The organism is Frigoribacterium sp. NBH87 (genome assembly GCF_014217665.1).
Taxonomy (GTDB): domain Bacteria; phylum Actinomycetota; class Actinomycetes; order Actinomycetales; family Microbacteriaceae; genus Frigoribacterium; species Frigoribacterium endophyticum.
In genome coordinates this window covers 363,967-378,650 of the sequence record NZ_CP043650.1, presented here as the reverse complement: position 1 = coordinate 378,650, position 14,684 = coordinate 363,967, and the positions used below count along the sequence as shown (strand labels likewise).

Sequence of the window (14,684 nt, the reverse complement as noted above, 5' to 3'; positions counted from 1 at the left end):
GTCCGTCAGGGACGGACGGCGGCGCCGGAGGAGAGGTCGGCGGCGACGGTCGCGAGGCGGTCGAGGCCACCCTCGGCGAGGGCCCGGACGAACGCCGAGCCGATGATGGCCCCGTCGGCGTACTCGAGGACCTCGCGCACCTGCTGCGCCGTGGAGATGCCGAGCCCCACGCAGGCGTTCTCGACCCCGGCGGCCCGCAGTCGGTCGACCAGGGTGTGCGCCGCCGAGTCGACGTCGGTGCGGGCACCCGTGATGCCCATGGTCGAGACCGTGTAGACGAACCCACGGCTGCGCTCGACGGACTGCCGGAGGCGCGCGTCGCTCGACGACGGAGCCGCCAGGAACACCCGGTCGAGCCCCGCGGCCTCGGAGGCCTCGAGCCAGGCGCCCGCCTCGTCGGGGATGAGGTCGGGCGTGATGAGCCCGGCCCCGCCGGCGGCGGCGAGGTCGTCGGCGAAGCGCTGGACGCCGTACTGCTCGACGGGGTTCCAGTACGTCATGACCACGACCGGAGCCGCGGTGCGGGCGGTGATCTCGCGCACCGCGGTGAAGACGTCGCGCACGCGGAAGCCCTCGGCGAGGGCACGCTGCGTCGCCGCCTGGATCACCGGGCCGTCCATGACGGGGTCGGAGTACGGGAGGCCCAGCTCGATGACGTCGACGCCGTTCTCGGCGAGGACGACGGCGGCGTCGATGCTGGTCTGCAGGTCGGGGAAGCCGACCGGGAGGTAGCCGATGACGGCGCCGGTGCCGGCGTCGCGACGGGCACGGATGGCGGCGGAGACCTTGCTGGCCGTCTCGGGGGCGGAGGCGACGTCGCTCACAGCTGCTGCGCCTCCTCGTCGAGGACCCCGAAGTACCGGCTGGCGGTCGCGACGTCCTTGTCGCCGCGGCCGCTCATCGACACCAGGATCGTCCAGTCAGGGTGGCGCTGGCCGAGCTTGATCGTGCCGGCCAGGGCGTGGGCCGTCTCGATGGCGGGGAGGATGCCCTCGGTCTGCGTGAGCAGCTTGAAGGCGGCCATGGCCTCGGCGTCGGTCACGGGCTCGTAGTGCGCCCGGCCGCTCTCGGCGAGCCAGGCGTGCTCGGGCCCGACGCTCGGGTAGTCGAGCCCCGCGGAGATGGAGTGGCTCTCGAGTGTCTGGCCGTCTTCGTCCTGCATGAGGTACGACTTCGTGCCCTGGAGGTTGCCGATCCGGCCCAGCGTGATCGAGGCGGCGTGGCGGCCGGTCTCGACGCCGTCGCCGCCGGCCTCGTAGCCCCAGAGCTCGACCGACGGGTCGTCGAGGAACGCGTGGAAGATGCCCATGGCGTTCGAGCCCCCGCCGACGCACGCCGTGACGGCGTCGGGCAGGGCGCCGGTGAGGGCGAGCACCTGCTCACGCGCCTCCTCGCCGATGATCTTGTGGAAGTCGCGCACCATCGCCGGGAAGGGGTGCGGGCCCGCGACCGTGCCGAGGACGTAGTGCGTCGTGTCGACGCTGGCGACCCAGTCGCGCATCGCGTCGTTGATGGCGTCCTTCAGGGTGCGCGAGCCCGTGGTGACCGAGACCACCTCGGCGCCGAGCAGGCGCATGCGGGCGACGTTCAGGGCCTGGCGCTCGGTGTCGACCTGGCCCATGTAGACGACGCACGACATGCCGAAGAGGGCCGCGGCCGTCGCCGTGGCGACGCCGTGCTGGCCGGCCCCGGTCTCGGCGATCAGCCGGGTCTTGCCCAGCTTGCGGGCCAGGAGGGCCTGGCCGAGCACGTTGTTGATCTTGTGCGAGCCCGTGTGGTTCAGGTCTTCGCGCTTGAGGATGACGCGGGCGCCGCCCGCGTGCTCGGCGAACCGGGGCACCTCGGTGATGATCGAGGGGCGGCCGGTGTAGGTGGCGTGCAGGGCCCTGAGCTCCGCCTGGAACTCGGGGTCGACCGCCGCCGCCTTGTAGGCGGCGTCGAGCTCGTCGAGCGCCGCCACCAGGGACTCGGGGACGAAGCGGCCCCCGAAGGAGCCGAAGTAGGGCCCCGTCTCGTCGCGCAGTGCCATCTAGACCTCCAGGAAGCTGGTGAGTGCGGCCGCGGGGTCGCCGTGCGTGACGAGGGCCTCGCCCACGAGCACGACGTCGGCACCGGACCGGCGGTAGTGGGCCACGTCGGCCGGGGACGCCACGGCGCTCTCGGCGACGCGGGTGACGCCGTCGGGGACGAGCCCGGACAGGCGGCCGAAGAGGTCGCGGTCGAGCTCGAACGTGGCCAGGTCGCGGGCGTTGACGCCCAGGACCTCGGCCCCGGCGTCGAGGCCGCGGGCGACCTCGTCGGCCGAGTGGGTCTCGATCAGGGCCGTCATGCCGAGCTGGCGGACGAGGTCGTGCAGCTCGACGAGCCGGGCCTGCTCGAGGCCGGCCACGATGAGCAGGACGATGTCGGCGCCCGCCGCTCGGGCCTCGAGCACCTGGTAGGGCTCGGCGATGAAGTCCTTGCGGAGGACGGGGACGTCGACGGCGGCCCGGACGGCCTCCAGGTCGGCGAGCGTGCCCTTGAAGCGTCGCCCCTCGGTGAGGACGCTGATGGCGCTGGCGCCCCCGCGGGCGTAGGCGGCGGCGAGGGAGGCGGGGTCGGCGATGGCCGACAGGTCGCCGCGCGACGGGCTGGCGCGCTTGACCTCGGCGATCACCTTGACGCGCTCGGCCGGGGCCAGTGCGGCCCGGGCGTCGAGGGCGGGCGGGCGGGCGAGGGCAGCGGCCTCGACCCGCTCGAGGGACAGCGTGGCGCGGCGGGCCTCGGCGTCGGCCAGGGCGCCCGCGAAGAGGTCGTCGAGCACCTAGTTGTGCGCCTTCGGCACGTAGCGGTGACCGCCCACGCCGTAGCCGGCGCGCTTGAGCACGAGGCCGACGACCAGGCCGACGACGACGAGGCCGGCGGCGGCCCAGACGACCCACTCGACGGCGAAGAAGAAGGCCACGGTGCCGATGGAGAACGCGACGAGCATGATCACGACGGCCGTCCAGGCCGCGGGCGAGTTGCCGTGGCCGAGGTCGTCGGCGGTCTCGGTGCTGTCGTTCTTCGTCTGCGTGCTCACGGTGCTCCTTGGATCAAGACGGGACGGGCCCACTCTACCGGTCGTGCCCCGGGAGGTCAGGACGCCGCAGGGGGTCGCCGTCCACGCCCTCGTCGGCGCTCCCGCCCGTGGGGTCGTCGCCCCCGGACAGCGAGTCCCAGGCGGCGGCCGGGTCGTCGGCGGGGTCGGCGGCGACGAGCCGAGTGGCGCTGTACTTGCGCCCGGCCCGGGGCCAGGCCCCGGAGAGCAGGACGACGGAGGCGCCCAGCACGGCGACGAGGACCCCCGCGACCAGCGCCACCGCCGGCCACGGCGTCGCCACCGCGTTCGAGACGAGCTGGTGCAGCGACTCGTCGCCGTCGACGCCCGTGGCGTCGGTGACGGCGCTGCCGGCGGCGCGGACGGGATCGCCGAGGGCGACGGAGGCGGTGGTCGCGATGCTCACCCCGAGGAGCACCTGCAGGGCGCCGAGGACCACCCGGAAGACACGACCGGCGATCGTCAGGGCCCCGGCCGAGGCGAGCACGGCCAGCGCGAGGGCCGAGAGCGGAGCGGCGGCGACGTCGCCCGCCGCGGTGAGCCGGAGCTCCCCGCCCTGCGGCGACTGGACCACCAGGTCGAACCACGGCTGGGTCCAGGCGAGCAGCGCCAGGCCCGCGAACAGCACTCCGGCGAGGATCGAGACGAGCTTCAGGCGCCCGCCCCGCATCAGCGGAGCCTCGTCATGGCGTTGGCCACGGCGACCGCCCGGAGGGGCGCCGCGGCCTTGTTGCGCGCCTCCTGGTTCTCGGCGACCGGGTCGCTGTCGGCCACCAGCCCCGCCCCGGCCTGGACCCGGGCGACGCCGCCCTGGATGAGGACCGTGCGGATGGCGATCGCGACGTCGGCCGAGCCGGCGAAGTCGAAGTAGCCGACGACGCCGCCGTAGACGCCGCGCTGGGCGGGCTCCAGCTCGTCGATGATCTCGAGGGCACGGGGCTTGGGCGCCCCCGAGAGCGTGCCGGCCGGGAAGGTCGCCCGGAACGCGTCGATGGCGTCGTGGCCGGGGGCCAGGTCGCCCTCCACGCTCGACACGAGGTGCATGATGTGGCTGAACCTCTCCACCTGCATGAACTCGGTGACCTCGACGGTGCCCGGCGTGCAGACCTTGAGCAGGTCGTTGCGGGCGAGGTCGACGAGCATGAGGTGCTCGGCGCGCTCCTTCTCGTCGTGCTCGAGGCGGTCGGCGAAGGCGAGGTCGGCCTCGGGCGTGTCGCCGCGGGGCGCGGAGCCCGCGATGGGGTGCGTGAACACGCGGCGGCCCTCCACCTTGACCAGGGCCTCGGGCGACGAGCCGACGATCCAGTAGGGCTCCCCCGCCGCGTCGGCGAGGCTGACCAGGTACATGTACGGGCTCGGGTTCAGCGTGCGCAGCACCCGGTACACGTCGAGCGGCTCGGCGGTCAGCTCGTGGTCGAAGCGCTGCGACACCACGACCTGGAAGACGTCGCCGTCGCGGATGAACTGCTTGGACCGCTCGATCGCGGCCGCGTACTCCTCGTCGGTCGAGCGGCGGACCGGCGTCGGCTCGACGGTGAGGTCGACGTCGGAGAGGTGCGCCTCGGTGGGCACCGCGAGCTCCGCCTGCAGGCGGTCGAGCCGCGCCTGCGCGTCGGCCCAGAGCGTGTCGGCGTCGTCGGTGCCGTCGGCCAGGACGGTGGCGATGAGGAGCACGGCCCCGGTGCGGTGGTCGAGCGCCACGAGCTCCGAGACGAAGCTGAGGGCCTGAGAGGGCACCTCGAACTCCGCGGGCGGGGCGTCGGGCAGGTGCTCGAGCTCACGGACGGCCTCCCAGCCGACGAAGCCGACGAGACCGCCGGTCAGGGGCGGCAACCCGTCGATGCGCGGGGTCGCCCACCGGTCGTGGAGCGCGCTCAGCACCTCGAGGGGCGCCCCGGTGGCGCCGCCCAGGGCTCGCTCCTCCGAGAGGCCGTGGTCGAGCCACCGCGGGCGCCCGGCCTCGGTCGTGAGGACGCCGAACGAGGAGACCCCGACGAACGACCAGCGCGACCAGATGCCGCCCTGCCCGGCGGACTCGAGGAGGAAGGTGCCGGGGCGGCCCGCGGCGAGCTTGCGGTAGATGCCGACCGGGGTCTCGCCGTCGCCGAAGAGGTCACGGACGACCGGCACCACCCGGTGGTCGGGCAGCAGGGCGTCGAACGCCGGCCGGGTGGTCGAGGTGCGCCCGCTCACGCGGCGGCTCCGTCGGACGGCCCGGTCGCGGCGGCCGGGGCGGAGGCGGTGACGGGGTCGAGCGGGTCGACGTCGAAGCACGACCGGGCGCCCGTGTGGCAGGCCGCCCCGACCTGCTCGACGGTGACGAGCAGGGCGTCGTCGTCGCAGTCGAGAGCGGCGGCACGGACGAACTGGGCGTGGCCCGAGGTGTCGCCCTTCCGCCAGTACTCCTGTCGGGAGCGCGACCAGAAGGTCACCCGCCCCTCCGTCAGGGTCCTGCGGAGCGCCTCCGCGTCCATCCAGCCCATCATGAGGACGTCGCGCGACACGGCGTCCTGGATGATCGCGGGCAGCAGGCCGGCGTCGTCGAAGCGCGCGCGGGCGACCACGGGCTCGACGGTCTCTCGGGTGAGCGTCGTGCCGGCGCGGTCGTCGTGGCCGTCCGCGGGAGGCGTGGGCTGGTCGGTCATGGGGGCTCCCGGGGTCATCGGACGACGGCGCCGGACGCCGCCAGCTCGCGCTTGACGTCGCCGACGGTCAGCTCGCGGGCGTGGAAGACGGAGGCGGCGAGGACGGCGTCCGCACCGGCCGCGATGGCCGGGGCGAAGTGCTCGACCGCACCCGCGCCTCCGGACGCCACGACGGGCACCCGGCTGTTCTCGCGCATGAGGCGGATGAGCTCGAGGTCGAAGCCCTGCTTCGTGCCGTCGGCGTCGATCGAGTTGACGAGCAGCTCGCCCGCGCCCCGCTCGACCGCTTCTCGCGCCCAGGCGACGGCGTCGAGGTCGGTCTCGGTCCGCCCGCCGTGCGTCGTCACGACGAAGCCGGACGCCGTCCGTGACGATCGCTTGACGTCGAGGGAGAGGACGACCGCCTGGGCGCCGAAGCGGTCGGCGATCTCGCCCACGAGGTCCGGGCGCGCGATCGCGGCGCTGTTGACGCCGATCTTGTCGGCGCCGGCGGCCTGCAGCCGGGCGACGTCGTCGGCGGAGCGGACTCCCCCGCCCACCGTCAGCGGGATGAAGACCTGCTCGGCGGTGGCGCGCACGACGTCGTAGGTCGTCGAGCGCTCGTCGACCGTGGCGGTCACGTCGAGGAAGGTGATCTCGTCGGCGCCCTGCTCGTAGTAGGTGCGCGCCAGCTCGACGGGGTCGCCCGCGTCGCGCAGGTCGAGGAACTTGACGCCCTTGACGACACGGCCCGCGGCCACGTCGAGGCACGGGATGACCCGGACGGCGAGCGACGGATCGGAGGCCGTCACGGTCAGAGCCTCGCGGCGTGGATCGGGCTGACCAGGATGGCCCGGGCGCCCAGGTCGTAGAGGGCGTCCATGACCTGGTTGGTGTCGCCGCGCGGCACCATCACCCGCACGGCCGCCCAGTCGCGGTCGTGCAGCGGGGAGACCGTCGGGGACTCCATGCCCGGCGCGACCGCGGTCGCCGCCTCGAGCTGCGTGAGCGGCACGTCGTAGTCCATCAGGACGTACTGGCGGGCGACGAGCACGCCCTGGAGGCGGCGGTGCAGCACGCTCAGGCCCTCGACGGCCGGGTCGCTGGCGATCAGCACCGCCGTCGACTCGAGGATGACCGGGCCGAAGATCTCGAGCCCGGCGGCGCGGAGGGTGCCCCCGGTCGAGACCACGTCGGCGACCGCGTCGGCCACGCCGAGCTGCACGGCGCTCTCCACCGCGCCGTCGAGGCTCACGAGCGTCGCGGAGACGCCGTGCTGCTCGAGGAAGCTCCCGACGAGACCGGCGTAGCTCGTGGCGACGCGGGTGCCCTCGAGGTCGCGGACGTCGCCGAAGCGGCCGGGAGGGCCCGCGAAGCGGAAGGTGGAGCCGCCGAAGTCGAGCGCGGCGACCTCGTGCGCCGGCGAGTGGCTGTCGAGCAGCAGGTCACGGCCCGTGACGCCGACGTCGAGGGCGCCGGAGCCGACGTAGGTCGCGATGTCGCGGGGGCGCAGGTAGAAGAACTCGACGCCGTTGCGCGGGTCCTCCACGTGGAGGGTGCGGGTGTCACGACGGCCGGTGTAGCCGGCCTCGCTGAGCATGGCGGAGGCGGTCTCGCTGAGGGAGCCCTTGTTGGGCACTGCTACGCGGAGCATGGTCTGGGTCGTTCCGATCTGACGCCGCGGGTCGGCGGCGAGCTGCTGGTCGGCCGGGGGCGTGCCCGGCGGCGCGACTCGGGTGGTGGGGACGAGCTCAGAGATGTCGCCACACGTCGTCGGGCGTCAGGCCCTTGGCGATCATCAGCACCTGCACGTGGTAGATCAGCTGGGAGATCTCTTCCGCAGTGGCGACGTCGCCCTCGTACTCGGCGGCCATCCACACCTCGGCGGCCTCCTCGACGATCTTCTTGCCGATCTGGTGGACGCCGGCGTCGAGCTCGGCGACGGTGCCGGAGCCCGCGGGCCGGTCACGGGCCTTGTCGCTGAGCTCGGCGAACAGTTGGTCGAAGGACTTCACGACGACAAGGCTACCGTCGCGGCGGCGGCCCGCAGTGCCGCGATGCGCTCGGCGGGGTCGCCCCCGTAGACGGCCGAGCCGGCGACGACGGTGTCGGCCCCGGCCGCGACGGCCGTCACGATCGTCTCGGTGTCGATGCCGCCGTCGACCTCGAGCCAGACGTCGAGGCCGGAGGCGCGCACGGCCTCCCGGGCGCGGGCCAGCTTGGGCATCGTGTCGGCCTGGAAGGACTGGCCGCCGAAGCCGGGCTCGACGGTCATCACCAGGATCATGTCGAACTCGTCGAGGGTCTCGAGGTACGGCTCGACCGGCGTGCCGGGCTTCACGGCGATGCTCGCGCGCGCGCCCGAGCTGCGGATCGCCCGGGCGGTCGCCACGGCGTCGGCCGCGGCCTCCGCGGAGAACGTGACGGAGAAGGCGCCGAGCTCGGCGTACCGGGGCGCCCAGCGGTCGGCGTCGTCGATCATGAGGTGGACGTCGAGCGGCACGGGGCTGACCTGCCGCAGCCGCTCGACGACGGGCAGCCCGATCGTGAGGTTCGGCACGAAGTGGCCGTCCATGACGTCGACGTGGACGAGGTCGGCGGTCGCGATGCGGCCGAGGTCGCGCTCGAGGTTGGCGAAGTCGGCCGAGAGGATGCTGGGGCTGATGCGAACGGGCACGGGAGGAGCCTACCGGCCCGCTCCCGGCAGGGCCCCGACCCCGCCGCCCCTCAGCCGAGCTTGCGGACCAGGGCCGTGAACATCGCGTCGGTGCCGTGGCGGTGCGGCCAGAGCTGCACGTACGGCGCGCTGGCGAGGTCGACGGGCCGGCCGGCCACCTCGGCGAGCGTCGCGGTGGCGTCGAGGACCTCGACGTCGTCGCGGCGGGCCGTGCCCGTCTCGACGATCGCCCGGGTCTCGGCGAGGTGCGGCGAGCACGTCACGTACGCCAGGAGCCCGCCGGGGGCCAGGGCGTCGAGCGCGCTCGCGAAGAGCTCGGCCTGGAGGGAGGTGAGGTCGCCCACGTCGCTCGGCTGCTTCCGCCAGCGCGCCTCCGGCCGCCGCCGCAGGGCGCCGAGCCCGGTGCAGGGCGCGTCGAGCAGGATGCGGTCGTACGAGCCGGGCTCCTCCGTGCCGAAGCGCCTCGCGTCGCCCTCCCGCACCTCGACGCCCCCGGGCACGACCTCGAGGGCCTGCCGCACGAGCCCGACGCGCGCGGGCACCAGTTCGTTGGCGACGAGCGTCGCTCCGGCGCGGGCGGCCTCGGCCCCCAGCAGGGCCGCCTTCCCCCCGGGGCCGGCACAGAGGTCGAGCCAGCGCTCGCCCGGCGCGGCCGGGTGGTGCCGGCTCAGGAGGAGCGCGGCCATCTGGGAGCCCTCGTCCTGCACGCGGGCGCGCCCGGCGCGGACGGCCGGGTGCTGCGAGGGGTCTCCCCCGGCGCTCGTGGCCGCCAGCGGCGACAGCTTCCCGCTCGGCGGGCCGAGCTCGTCGACCTCGGCGAGGCCGGGCAGGGCGACCAGGCTGACCCGGGGGGCGTCGTTGTCGGCCGCGAGCAGGTCGGCGAGCTCGTCGACGCGGCCCTCCGCGGCGAGGGCCCGGCGGAAGGCCCGGATCACCCAGGTCGGGTGCGACCACTCCGCCGACAGGCGGTCGTCGTCGCTGGTGGCGGCGTCGAGCACCCGCTGCCGCCACTCCTCGGGCGTGCTGCGCGAGACCGCCCGGAGGACCCCGTTGACGAACCCGGTGCCCGACCGGCTGCCGACCTGTCGCGCCAGCTCGACGGACTCGTCGACGGCGGCGTGCACCGCGACCCGGGTCGAGAGCAGCTGGTGCACCCCGAGGCGGAGCACGTCGAGGAGCGCGGGGTCGACGGCGTCGGCGGGCCGCCGGGCGGCCAGCGCGATCACGCGGTCGTAGTACCCCCGGAGCCGGAGCGTGCCGTACGTGAGCTCGGTCGCGAGGCCGGCGTCGGCGGGCTGCAGCCGGGCCCGGGCGATCCGCTGCGGCAGGAGGAGGTTCGCGTAGGCGTCGTCCTCGTCCACCGCCCGCAGCACGTCGAGGGCGATCTGGCGGGCGGGCTGGACGCGGCTCACGCGGGTCCTCCTGTGGGGGTCGAGGCATCGGCGGGGGCGGACGCGGAAGGGGCAGCGGCGGAGGCGGACGCGGAGGGGGCCGCGGCGCGGAGCAGGGGCCCCGGGTCGGACGCCAGGCCGCGCCACCAGTCGGCGCCCGGCATCGGCTTCTTCCCGGGAGGCTGCACGCGGACGAGCTCCACCGGCGAGCTCGCGGTGCCGACGACGAGACGTCGACCACGGAGCTCGAGCCGGCCCGGCGCGGGGGCGGGCGCGTCCGTGTCGTCGACCCGCGCCTCCAGCACCTTGAGGCGGCCCTCGCCGAGGGGCAGGTGGGCCCCCGGCTCGGGCGTGGTGCCGCGCCACCGGTCGAGCACCGCGGGCGCGGGGGCCGCGAGGTCGAGGGCGCCGTCGTCGAGCGTGAGCTTGGGGGCGGTCGTGACCTCGCCGACCTGCGGCGTGCCGACGGCGTTCCCGGCGGCGAGGGCGTCGACGACGCCGGTGAGCAGGTCGGCGCCGCTGGCGGCGAGCTCGGCGAGGAGCTCGCCCGCGGTCTCGTCGCCGCCGAGGGGGCGCTCGACCGTGCCGAAGACCTCGCCGGCGTCGAGCTCGGGCACGAGCTGGAAGACGGCGGCTCCCGTGACGGGATCGCCGGCCATGAGGGCGCGCTGCACCGGGGCGGCTCCGCGCCACCGGGGCAGCAGCGAGAAGTGCAGGTTGACCCAGCCGAGACGCGGGGCGGAGAGCAGGGGCTCCCGGAGCAGGGCCCCGAAGGCGACGATGACGCCGAGGTCGGCGTCGAGCGCGGTGATCGCGGCCGTCACCTCGTCGGTGACCCGGCGCGCCTTGAGCACCGGCAGGCCGAGCCGCTCCGCCTCGACGGCGACCGGGGTGGCGGTCAGCACGCGACGTCGCCCCTGGGGCGTGTCGTCGCGGGTGAGCACGGCGACGACGTCGTGCTCGCTCGCCGCGAGGGCGGTGAGGGACGGGACTGCGGCAGCGGGGCTGCCGGCGAAGACGAGGCGCACGAGGGGTCCTGGGGGTCGGTGGTGGTGGGCGGTGGGCGGTGGGCGGAAGGTGACGGGCTGCTGACGGACGGGGCACCGGGGAGGCGCGGGGCCGACCCGGACGGCGGCCCGGTCAGCCGGCGGCCGGGTCAGTCGGTGAACGGCTCGACGTCGTCGAAGCGCACCCTGAGTGTAGGGAGCGGTCGGCCGCGACGACCTGCGACCGCCTTGCGTCGACCGGTCGCGGCGCGGATGACCTGGGAGCGCAGCACCTGGGCCACCTCGGCGCCCCGGGCGAAGTCGAACCGGACGATGGCCCGGACGCCGGCGTCGGGCACCTCGACCGGGCCGAGGACCTCCCGGCCGACCTCGGGCGGGAGCGCCTCGAGGGCCTGGGCGACGGTGTCGACGGTGCCGGTGACCGTGGCCACGCGGACGGCGGGAGGGAACCGCAGCTCGCGCCGGTCGGCGAGCTCGCCCGACACGTAGCGGGCGAGCTGCCACGTGGCGAGCGCCGAGGCCAGCGCCCCCCCGACGCCGACGAGCACCACGGGCGCGCGGCGGGCGGCGAGGGCCGTCGCGTTGGCCCACCAGCGGAGGCAGTCCTCCGCGACGCGCAGGCTCTCCCGCGCGAGCATCCGCTCGCCGTCGAGGAGGAGGACGGCGCGGTAGCCGCCCGGGGCGATCGGCTCCGCCCCGCGGGTGGCCACGACGATGGCCGGCTCGTCGTCGACCCGGACGATCTCGCGGGAGCCGTCGGAGACGATGACGCGGACGCCGGGGAAGGCCTTGCCCAGCTCGTCGGCCGTCCGCGAGGCGCCCGTGCCCACGCTCTTCATCACGGTGCCCTCGCAGGTCTGGCAGCGCCAGCCGACGGCCAGGGCGCCGCACCACGAGCAGGCCGGCTGGGCGCCCTGCGACCGCTGCACGAGGGGCCCGTTGCAGCGCAGGCACCGGGCGGTGTCGCCGCACTCCGTGCAGGCGAGTCGTGGCGAGTACCCCGGGTGGGCGACCTGGATCAGCACGGGCCCGTGCTCGACCGCGGCCCGTGCCTCCGTCCAGGCCGTGGAGGGGATCCGGGCCTGCGCGGCGAAGCCGTCGCGGGCCGCCTGCTGCGAGGTCGGGACGACGTGCGGCTGGTAGCGCGGGTCGGGGCGCACCTCGGCGAGGAAGCCGATCTCGACGAGGCGCTGCACGTCGGTGCTGCGCGTGTGCCCGAGGAAGACCAGCGCGGTGCCCTGCTGGGCCTGCCGCAGCAGCGCCGTGTCGCGGGCGTGCACGTAGGGGCTGAGCGGCTCGGAGAAGAGCGGGTCGCCGTCGTCGAAGACCACGATGAGCCCGAGGCGCTCGGACGGCGCCAGGAGCACCGACCGGTTGCCGACAAGGACGAGAGGAGTCGCGCCCCGGGCCCGCAGGACGGCCCGGTAGCGATCGGCGTTCGACTGGCGAGAGTCGAGCCGGACGACCCGGTCGGGCGGGAGCACGGCCGCCAGCGCGCGCAGCACCTGGTCTTCGTCGCGGTGGTCGGGCACGGCGACGATCGCGTCGTCGCCGGCGGCGAGGGCCACCGTCGCCAGCTCGGCGGCCGTGACCGCCCAGCGGCCGACCCACGTGCCGTCGGGGAGCTCGGCGAGCAGCGGCACGGCGTCGACGGCGGCGCGGCCCCTGGCCGGCACGAGGCCCGCCAGGGCGTCGGCGGAGTACCCCGTCACGGCGTGCGCCTCGACGGCCTCGTCGGCGACCGGCTCGACGCCCGCGGCCTCCTCGAGGGCGGCGAGGTGGGCCTTCTCGACCCGCACCTGCCGGGGCGGGACCGCGAGCCTCAGCACGTCGCTCGCGGAGCCGCCGGCGCGGTCGGCCACGGCCCGGGCGAGGCGGTAGACCTCCGGGGCGAGCACGGGGACCGTCGACACGACGTCCTCCAGGTCGCTGAGCTCGCCCCGGTGGTCGCTCGTCGTGTCGAGCTCGACGACGAACGCGTCGGCGATGCGCCCCGCCGAGCGGAGCGGCACCTGGACGCGCACGCCCGGCGCGACGTCGGCGCGGAGGTGAGCGGGGACGGCGTAGTCGAAGAGCCGGTCGAGCTGCGGCAGGGGCGACTCGACCAGGACCCGGGCCACCGCCCGGGGCGCGGCGACGTCGACGGACCCGCCCGACGCAGGCTCCTCCGCCGACGGGGACACCGCTGCCGTCGCCACGCCCGTCGGACCCGTCAGAGCCCGGCGGCGGCCCGCAGGGCGTCGACCCGGTCGAGGGCCTCCCACGTGAACTCGGGCAGCTCGCGGCCGAAGTGGCCGTAGGTCGACGTCGCGGCGTAGATCGGGCGGAGCAGGTCGAGGTCGCGGATGATCGCCGCGGGGCGGAGGTCGAAGACCGCCGTGACGGCCTCGATGATGGTCTCGTCGGGGACGTGGCCCGTGCCGAAGGTCTCGACGTAGAGCCCGACCGGTGCGGCGCGGCCGATGGCGTAGGCGACCTGGAGCTCGATGCGGTCGGCGAGGCCGGCGGCCACGGCGTTCTTCGCCACCCACCGCATGGCGTAGGCCGCGCTGCGGTCGACCTTCGACGGGTCCTTGCCGGAGAACGCGCCGCCGCCGTGCCGGCTGGCGCCGCCGTAGGTGTCGACGATGATCTTGCGGCCCGTGAGGCCGGCGTCGCCCTGGGGGCCGCCGATCTCGAAGCGGCCCGTGGGGTTGATGATGAACCGCGTCTCGCGGGAGTCGAGGCCCGCCTCGTCGAGGACGGGCCGCACGACGTGCGCGATGACGTCGGCCTCGAGCTGCTCCATCGACACGCGCGGGGAGTGCTGCGTCGAGACCACCACGGTGTCGACCGTCTTCGGCACGACGCCGTCGTAGCCGACCGTCACCTGGGTCTTGCCGTCGGGGCGCAGGTAGTCGAGCTCGCCCGACTTGCGGACGTGCGCGAGGCGCTCGGCGAGACGGTGGGCGAGCCAGACGGGCAGCGGCATGTACTGGGGCGTCTCGTTCGTCGCGTAGCCGAACATGATGCCCTGGTCGCCGGCGCCCTGACGGTCGAGGACGTCGTCGGAGGTGCCGGCCCGCGCCTCGAGGGCGGTGTCGACGCCCTGGGCGATGTCGGGCGACTGCGCGCCGATCGAGACCTCGACGCCGCAGGTGCGCCCGTCGAAGCTGACGGCGCTCGAGTCGTAGCCGATGCCGACGATCAGGTCGCGCACGATCGTGGGGATGTCGACGTACCCCTTCGTCGTCACCTCGCCGGCCACGTGCACGAGCCCGGTGGTGACCATGGTCTCGACCGCGACCCGGCTCGCCGGGTCGACCGCCAGCAGGGCGTCGAGGATGCCGTCGGAGATCTGGTCGCAGATCTTGTCGGGGTGGCCCTCGGTGACCGACTCGGACGTGAACAGCCGCAGGCTGCTCGCGGCCGGTGTCGGGCTGCTGGTGGTCTGGTCGGTCAGGGTCACGGGTCCTCCGGGTGTCGGGACGGGCCCCCGGGGGTGCCCGGGGACGGGGCGAGGCCCCGCGGGATCGACTCCTGCGGGGCCTCGTCTGATGGTACGACCGACCACCGTCGATGACGGCGGTCGGCGGGAGGGGCGCTACTCGGCGGGCGCCGCGAGCGGCTTGACCTCGAGCTTGTCCTCGTTGATCTCGTGCATGGCGACCGAGAGGGGCTTGTCGTCGATGGTGCTGTCGACGAGCGGTCCGACGTTGTCGAACAGGCTGCCCTCGTGCAGGTCGGCGTAGTAGTCGTTGATCTGGCGGGCGCGCTTGGACGCGAAGATGACGAGCGCGTACTTCGACTCGACCTTCGAGAGCAGCTCGTCGATGGGCGGATCGATGATGCCCTGGTTCTTGTCGGCCATGTGGTGCTCCTCTTGTCATGTCGCAGTGCTGCGTGTGGCGGTGCTGCGTGTGGCGG

The 14,684-nt window shown here is 74.9% G+C and carries 16 protein-coding genes; all 16 read right to left on the bottom strand.

Features of this window, described 5'->3' with window-relative positions:
* Positions 1-5 precede the first annotated feature (5 nt).
* The 16 genes from trpA to rpoZ all read right to left on the bottom strand — a co-directional run bounded on the left by trpA (position 6) and on the right by rpoZ (position 14,628).
* On the bottom strand, positions 6-824 hold the full coding sequence (gene trpA / locus F1C15_RS01800) for a tryptophan synthase subunit alpha (RefSeq protein ID WP_056054751.1): 819 nt from the start codon (positions 822-824) through the stop codon (positions 6-8).
* The gene (gene trpB, locus F1C15_RS01795) at positions 821-2,029 is read right to left on the bottom strand and encodes a tryptophan synthase subunit beta (protein WP_167259173.1); all 1,209 of its coding nucleotides are present in this window, start codon (positions 2,027-2,029) and stop codon (positions 821-823) included. The genes trpA and trpB overlap by 4 nt, the downstream gene beginning before the upstream one ends.
* The gene (gene trpC, locus F1C15_RS01790; RefSeq protein ID WP_185232649.1) at positions 2,030-2,803 is read right to left on the bottom strand and encodes an indole-3-glycerol phosphate synthase TrpC; all 774 of its coding nucleotides are present in this window, start codon (positions 2,801-2,803) and stop codon (positions 2,030-2,032) included.
* Positions 2,804-3,061 carry a DUF6704 family protein gene (locus F1C15_RS01785; RefSeq protein WP_056054745.1) on the bottom strand — a complete coding sequence of 86 codons (258 nt, stop codon included), beginning with the start codon at positions 3,059-3,061 and terminating at the stop codon, positions 2,804-2,806.
* Positions 3,062-3,095: 34 nt separating this feature from the next.
* Positions 3,096-3,749, bottom strand: coding sequence for a Trp biosynthesis-associated membrane protein (locus tag F1C15_RS01780; RefSeq protein WP_185232647.1), 654 nt, complete (start codon positions 3,747-3,749; stop codon positions 3,096-3,098).
* Positions 3,749-5,272: an anthranilate synthase component I gene (locus F1C15_RS01775; RefSeq protein ID WP_185232645.1), complete on the bottom strand. Its 1,524-nt coding sequence runs from the start codon at positions 5,270-5,272 to the stop codon at positions 3,749-3,751. Before F1C15_RS01775 ends, F1C15_RS01780 begins: the two co-directional genes overlap by 1 nt.
* Positions 5,269-5,724, bottom strand: a complete 456-nt coding sequence (gene hisI, locus F1C15_RS01770) for a phosphoribosyl-AMP cyclohydrolase (protein ID WP_185232643.1) — start codon at positions 5,722-5,724, stop codon at positions 5,269-5,271. The genes F1C15_RS01775 and hisI overlap by 4 nt, the downstream gene beginning before the upstream one ends.
* A 14-nt stretch (positions 5,725-5,738) precedes the next feature.
* Entirely contained in the window at positions 5,739-6,515 is a 777-nt protein-coding gene (hisF, locus tag F1C15_RS01765; RefSeq protein WP_185232641.1) for an imidazole glycerol phosphate synthase subunit HisF, read from the bottom strand.
* Positions 6,516-6,517: 2 nt separating this feature from the next.
* Entirely contained in the window at positions 6,518-7,357 is an 840-nt protein-coding gene (hisG, locus tag F1C15_RS01760; protein ID WP_056054728.1) for an ATP phosphoribosyltransferase, read from the bottom strand.
* A gap of 97 nt (positions 7,358-7,454) precedes the next feature.
* Positions 7,455-7,718 carry a phosphoribosyl-ATP diphosphatase gene (locus F1C15_RS01755; RefSeq protein WP_056054725.1) on the bottom strand — a complete coding sequence of 88 codons (264 nt, stop codon included), beginning with the start codon at positions 7,716-7,718 and terminating at the stop codon, positions 7,455-7,457.
* The gene (gene rpe / locus F1C15_RS01750) at positions 7,715-8,380 is read right to left on the bottom strand and encodes a ribulose-phosphate 3-epimerase (RefSeq protein ID WP_185232639.1); all 666 of its coding nucleotides are present in this window, start codon (positions 8,378-8,380) and stop codon (positions 7,715-7,717) included. Before rpe ends, F1C15_RS01755 begins: the two co-directional genes overlap by 4 nt.
* 50 nt (positions 8,381-8,430) lie before the next feature.
* A complete protein-coding gene (locus F1C15_RS01745) occupies positions 8,431-9,792 on the bottom strand; it encodes an RsmB/NOP family class I SAM-dependent RNA methyltransferase (RefSeq protein WP_185232637.1) in 1,362 nt (453 codons plus the stop codon).
* A complete protein-coding gene (locus F1C15_RS01740; protein ID WP_185232635.1) occupies positions 9,789-10,799 on the bottom strand; it encodes a methionyl-tRNA formyltransferase in 1,011 nt (336 codons plus the stop codon). Before F1C15_RS01740 ends, F1C15_RS01745 begins: the two co-directional genes overlap by 4 nt.
* A 128-nt stretch (positions 10,800-10,927) precedes the next feature.
* Positions 10,928-12,961 carry a primosomal protein N' gene (locus F1C15_RS01735; RefSeq protein WP_185232633.1) on the bottom strand — a complete coding sequence of 678 codons (2,034 nt, stop codon included), beginning with the start codon at positions 12,959-12,961 and terminating at the stop codon, positions 10,928-10,930.
* A 29-nt stretch (positions 12,962-12,990) separates the two neighbouring features.
* A complete protein-coding gene (gene metK / locus F1C15_RS01730) occupies positions 12,991-14,220 on the bottom strand; it encodes a methionine adenosyltransferase (RefSeq protein ID WP_056055904.1) in 1,230 nt (409 codons plus the stop codon).
* Positions 14,221-14,361: 141 nt separating this feature from the next.
* The gene (rpoZ, locus tag F1C15_RS01725) at positions 14,362-14,628 is read right to left on the bottom strand and encodes a DNA-directed RNA polymerase subunit omega (protein ID WP_056054714.1); all 267 of its coding nucleotides are present in this window, start codon (positions 14,626-14,628) and stop codon (positions 14,362-14,364) included.
* Positions 14,629-14,684: the final 56 nt, after the last annotated feature.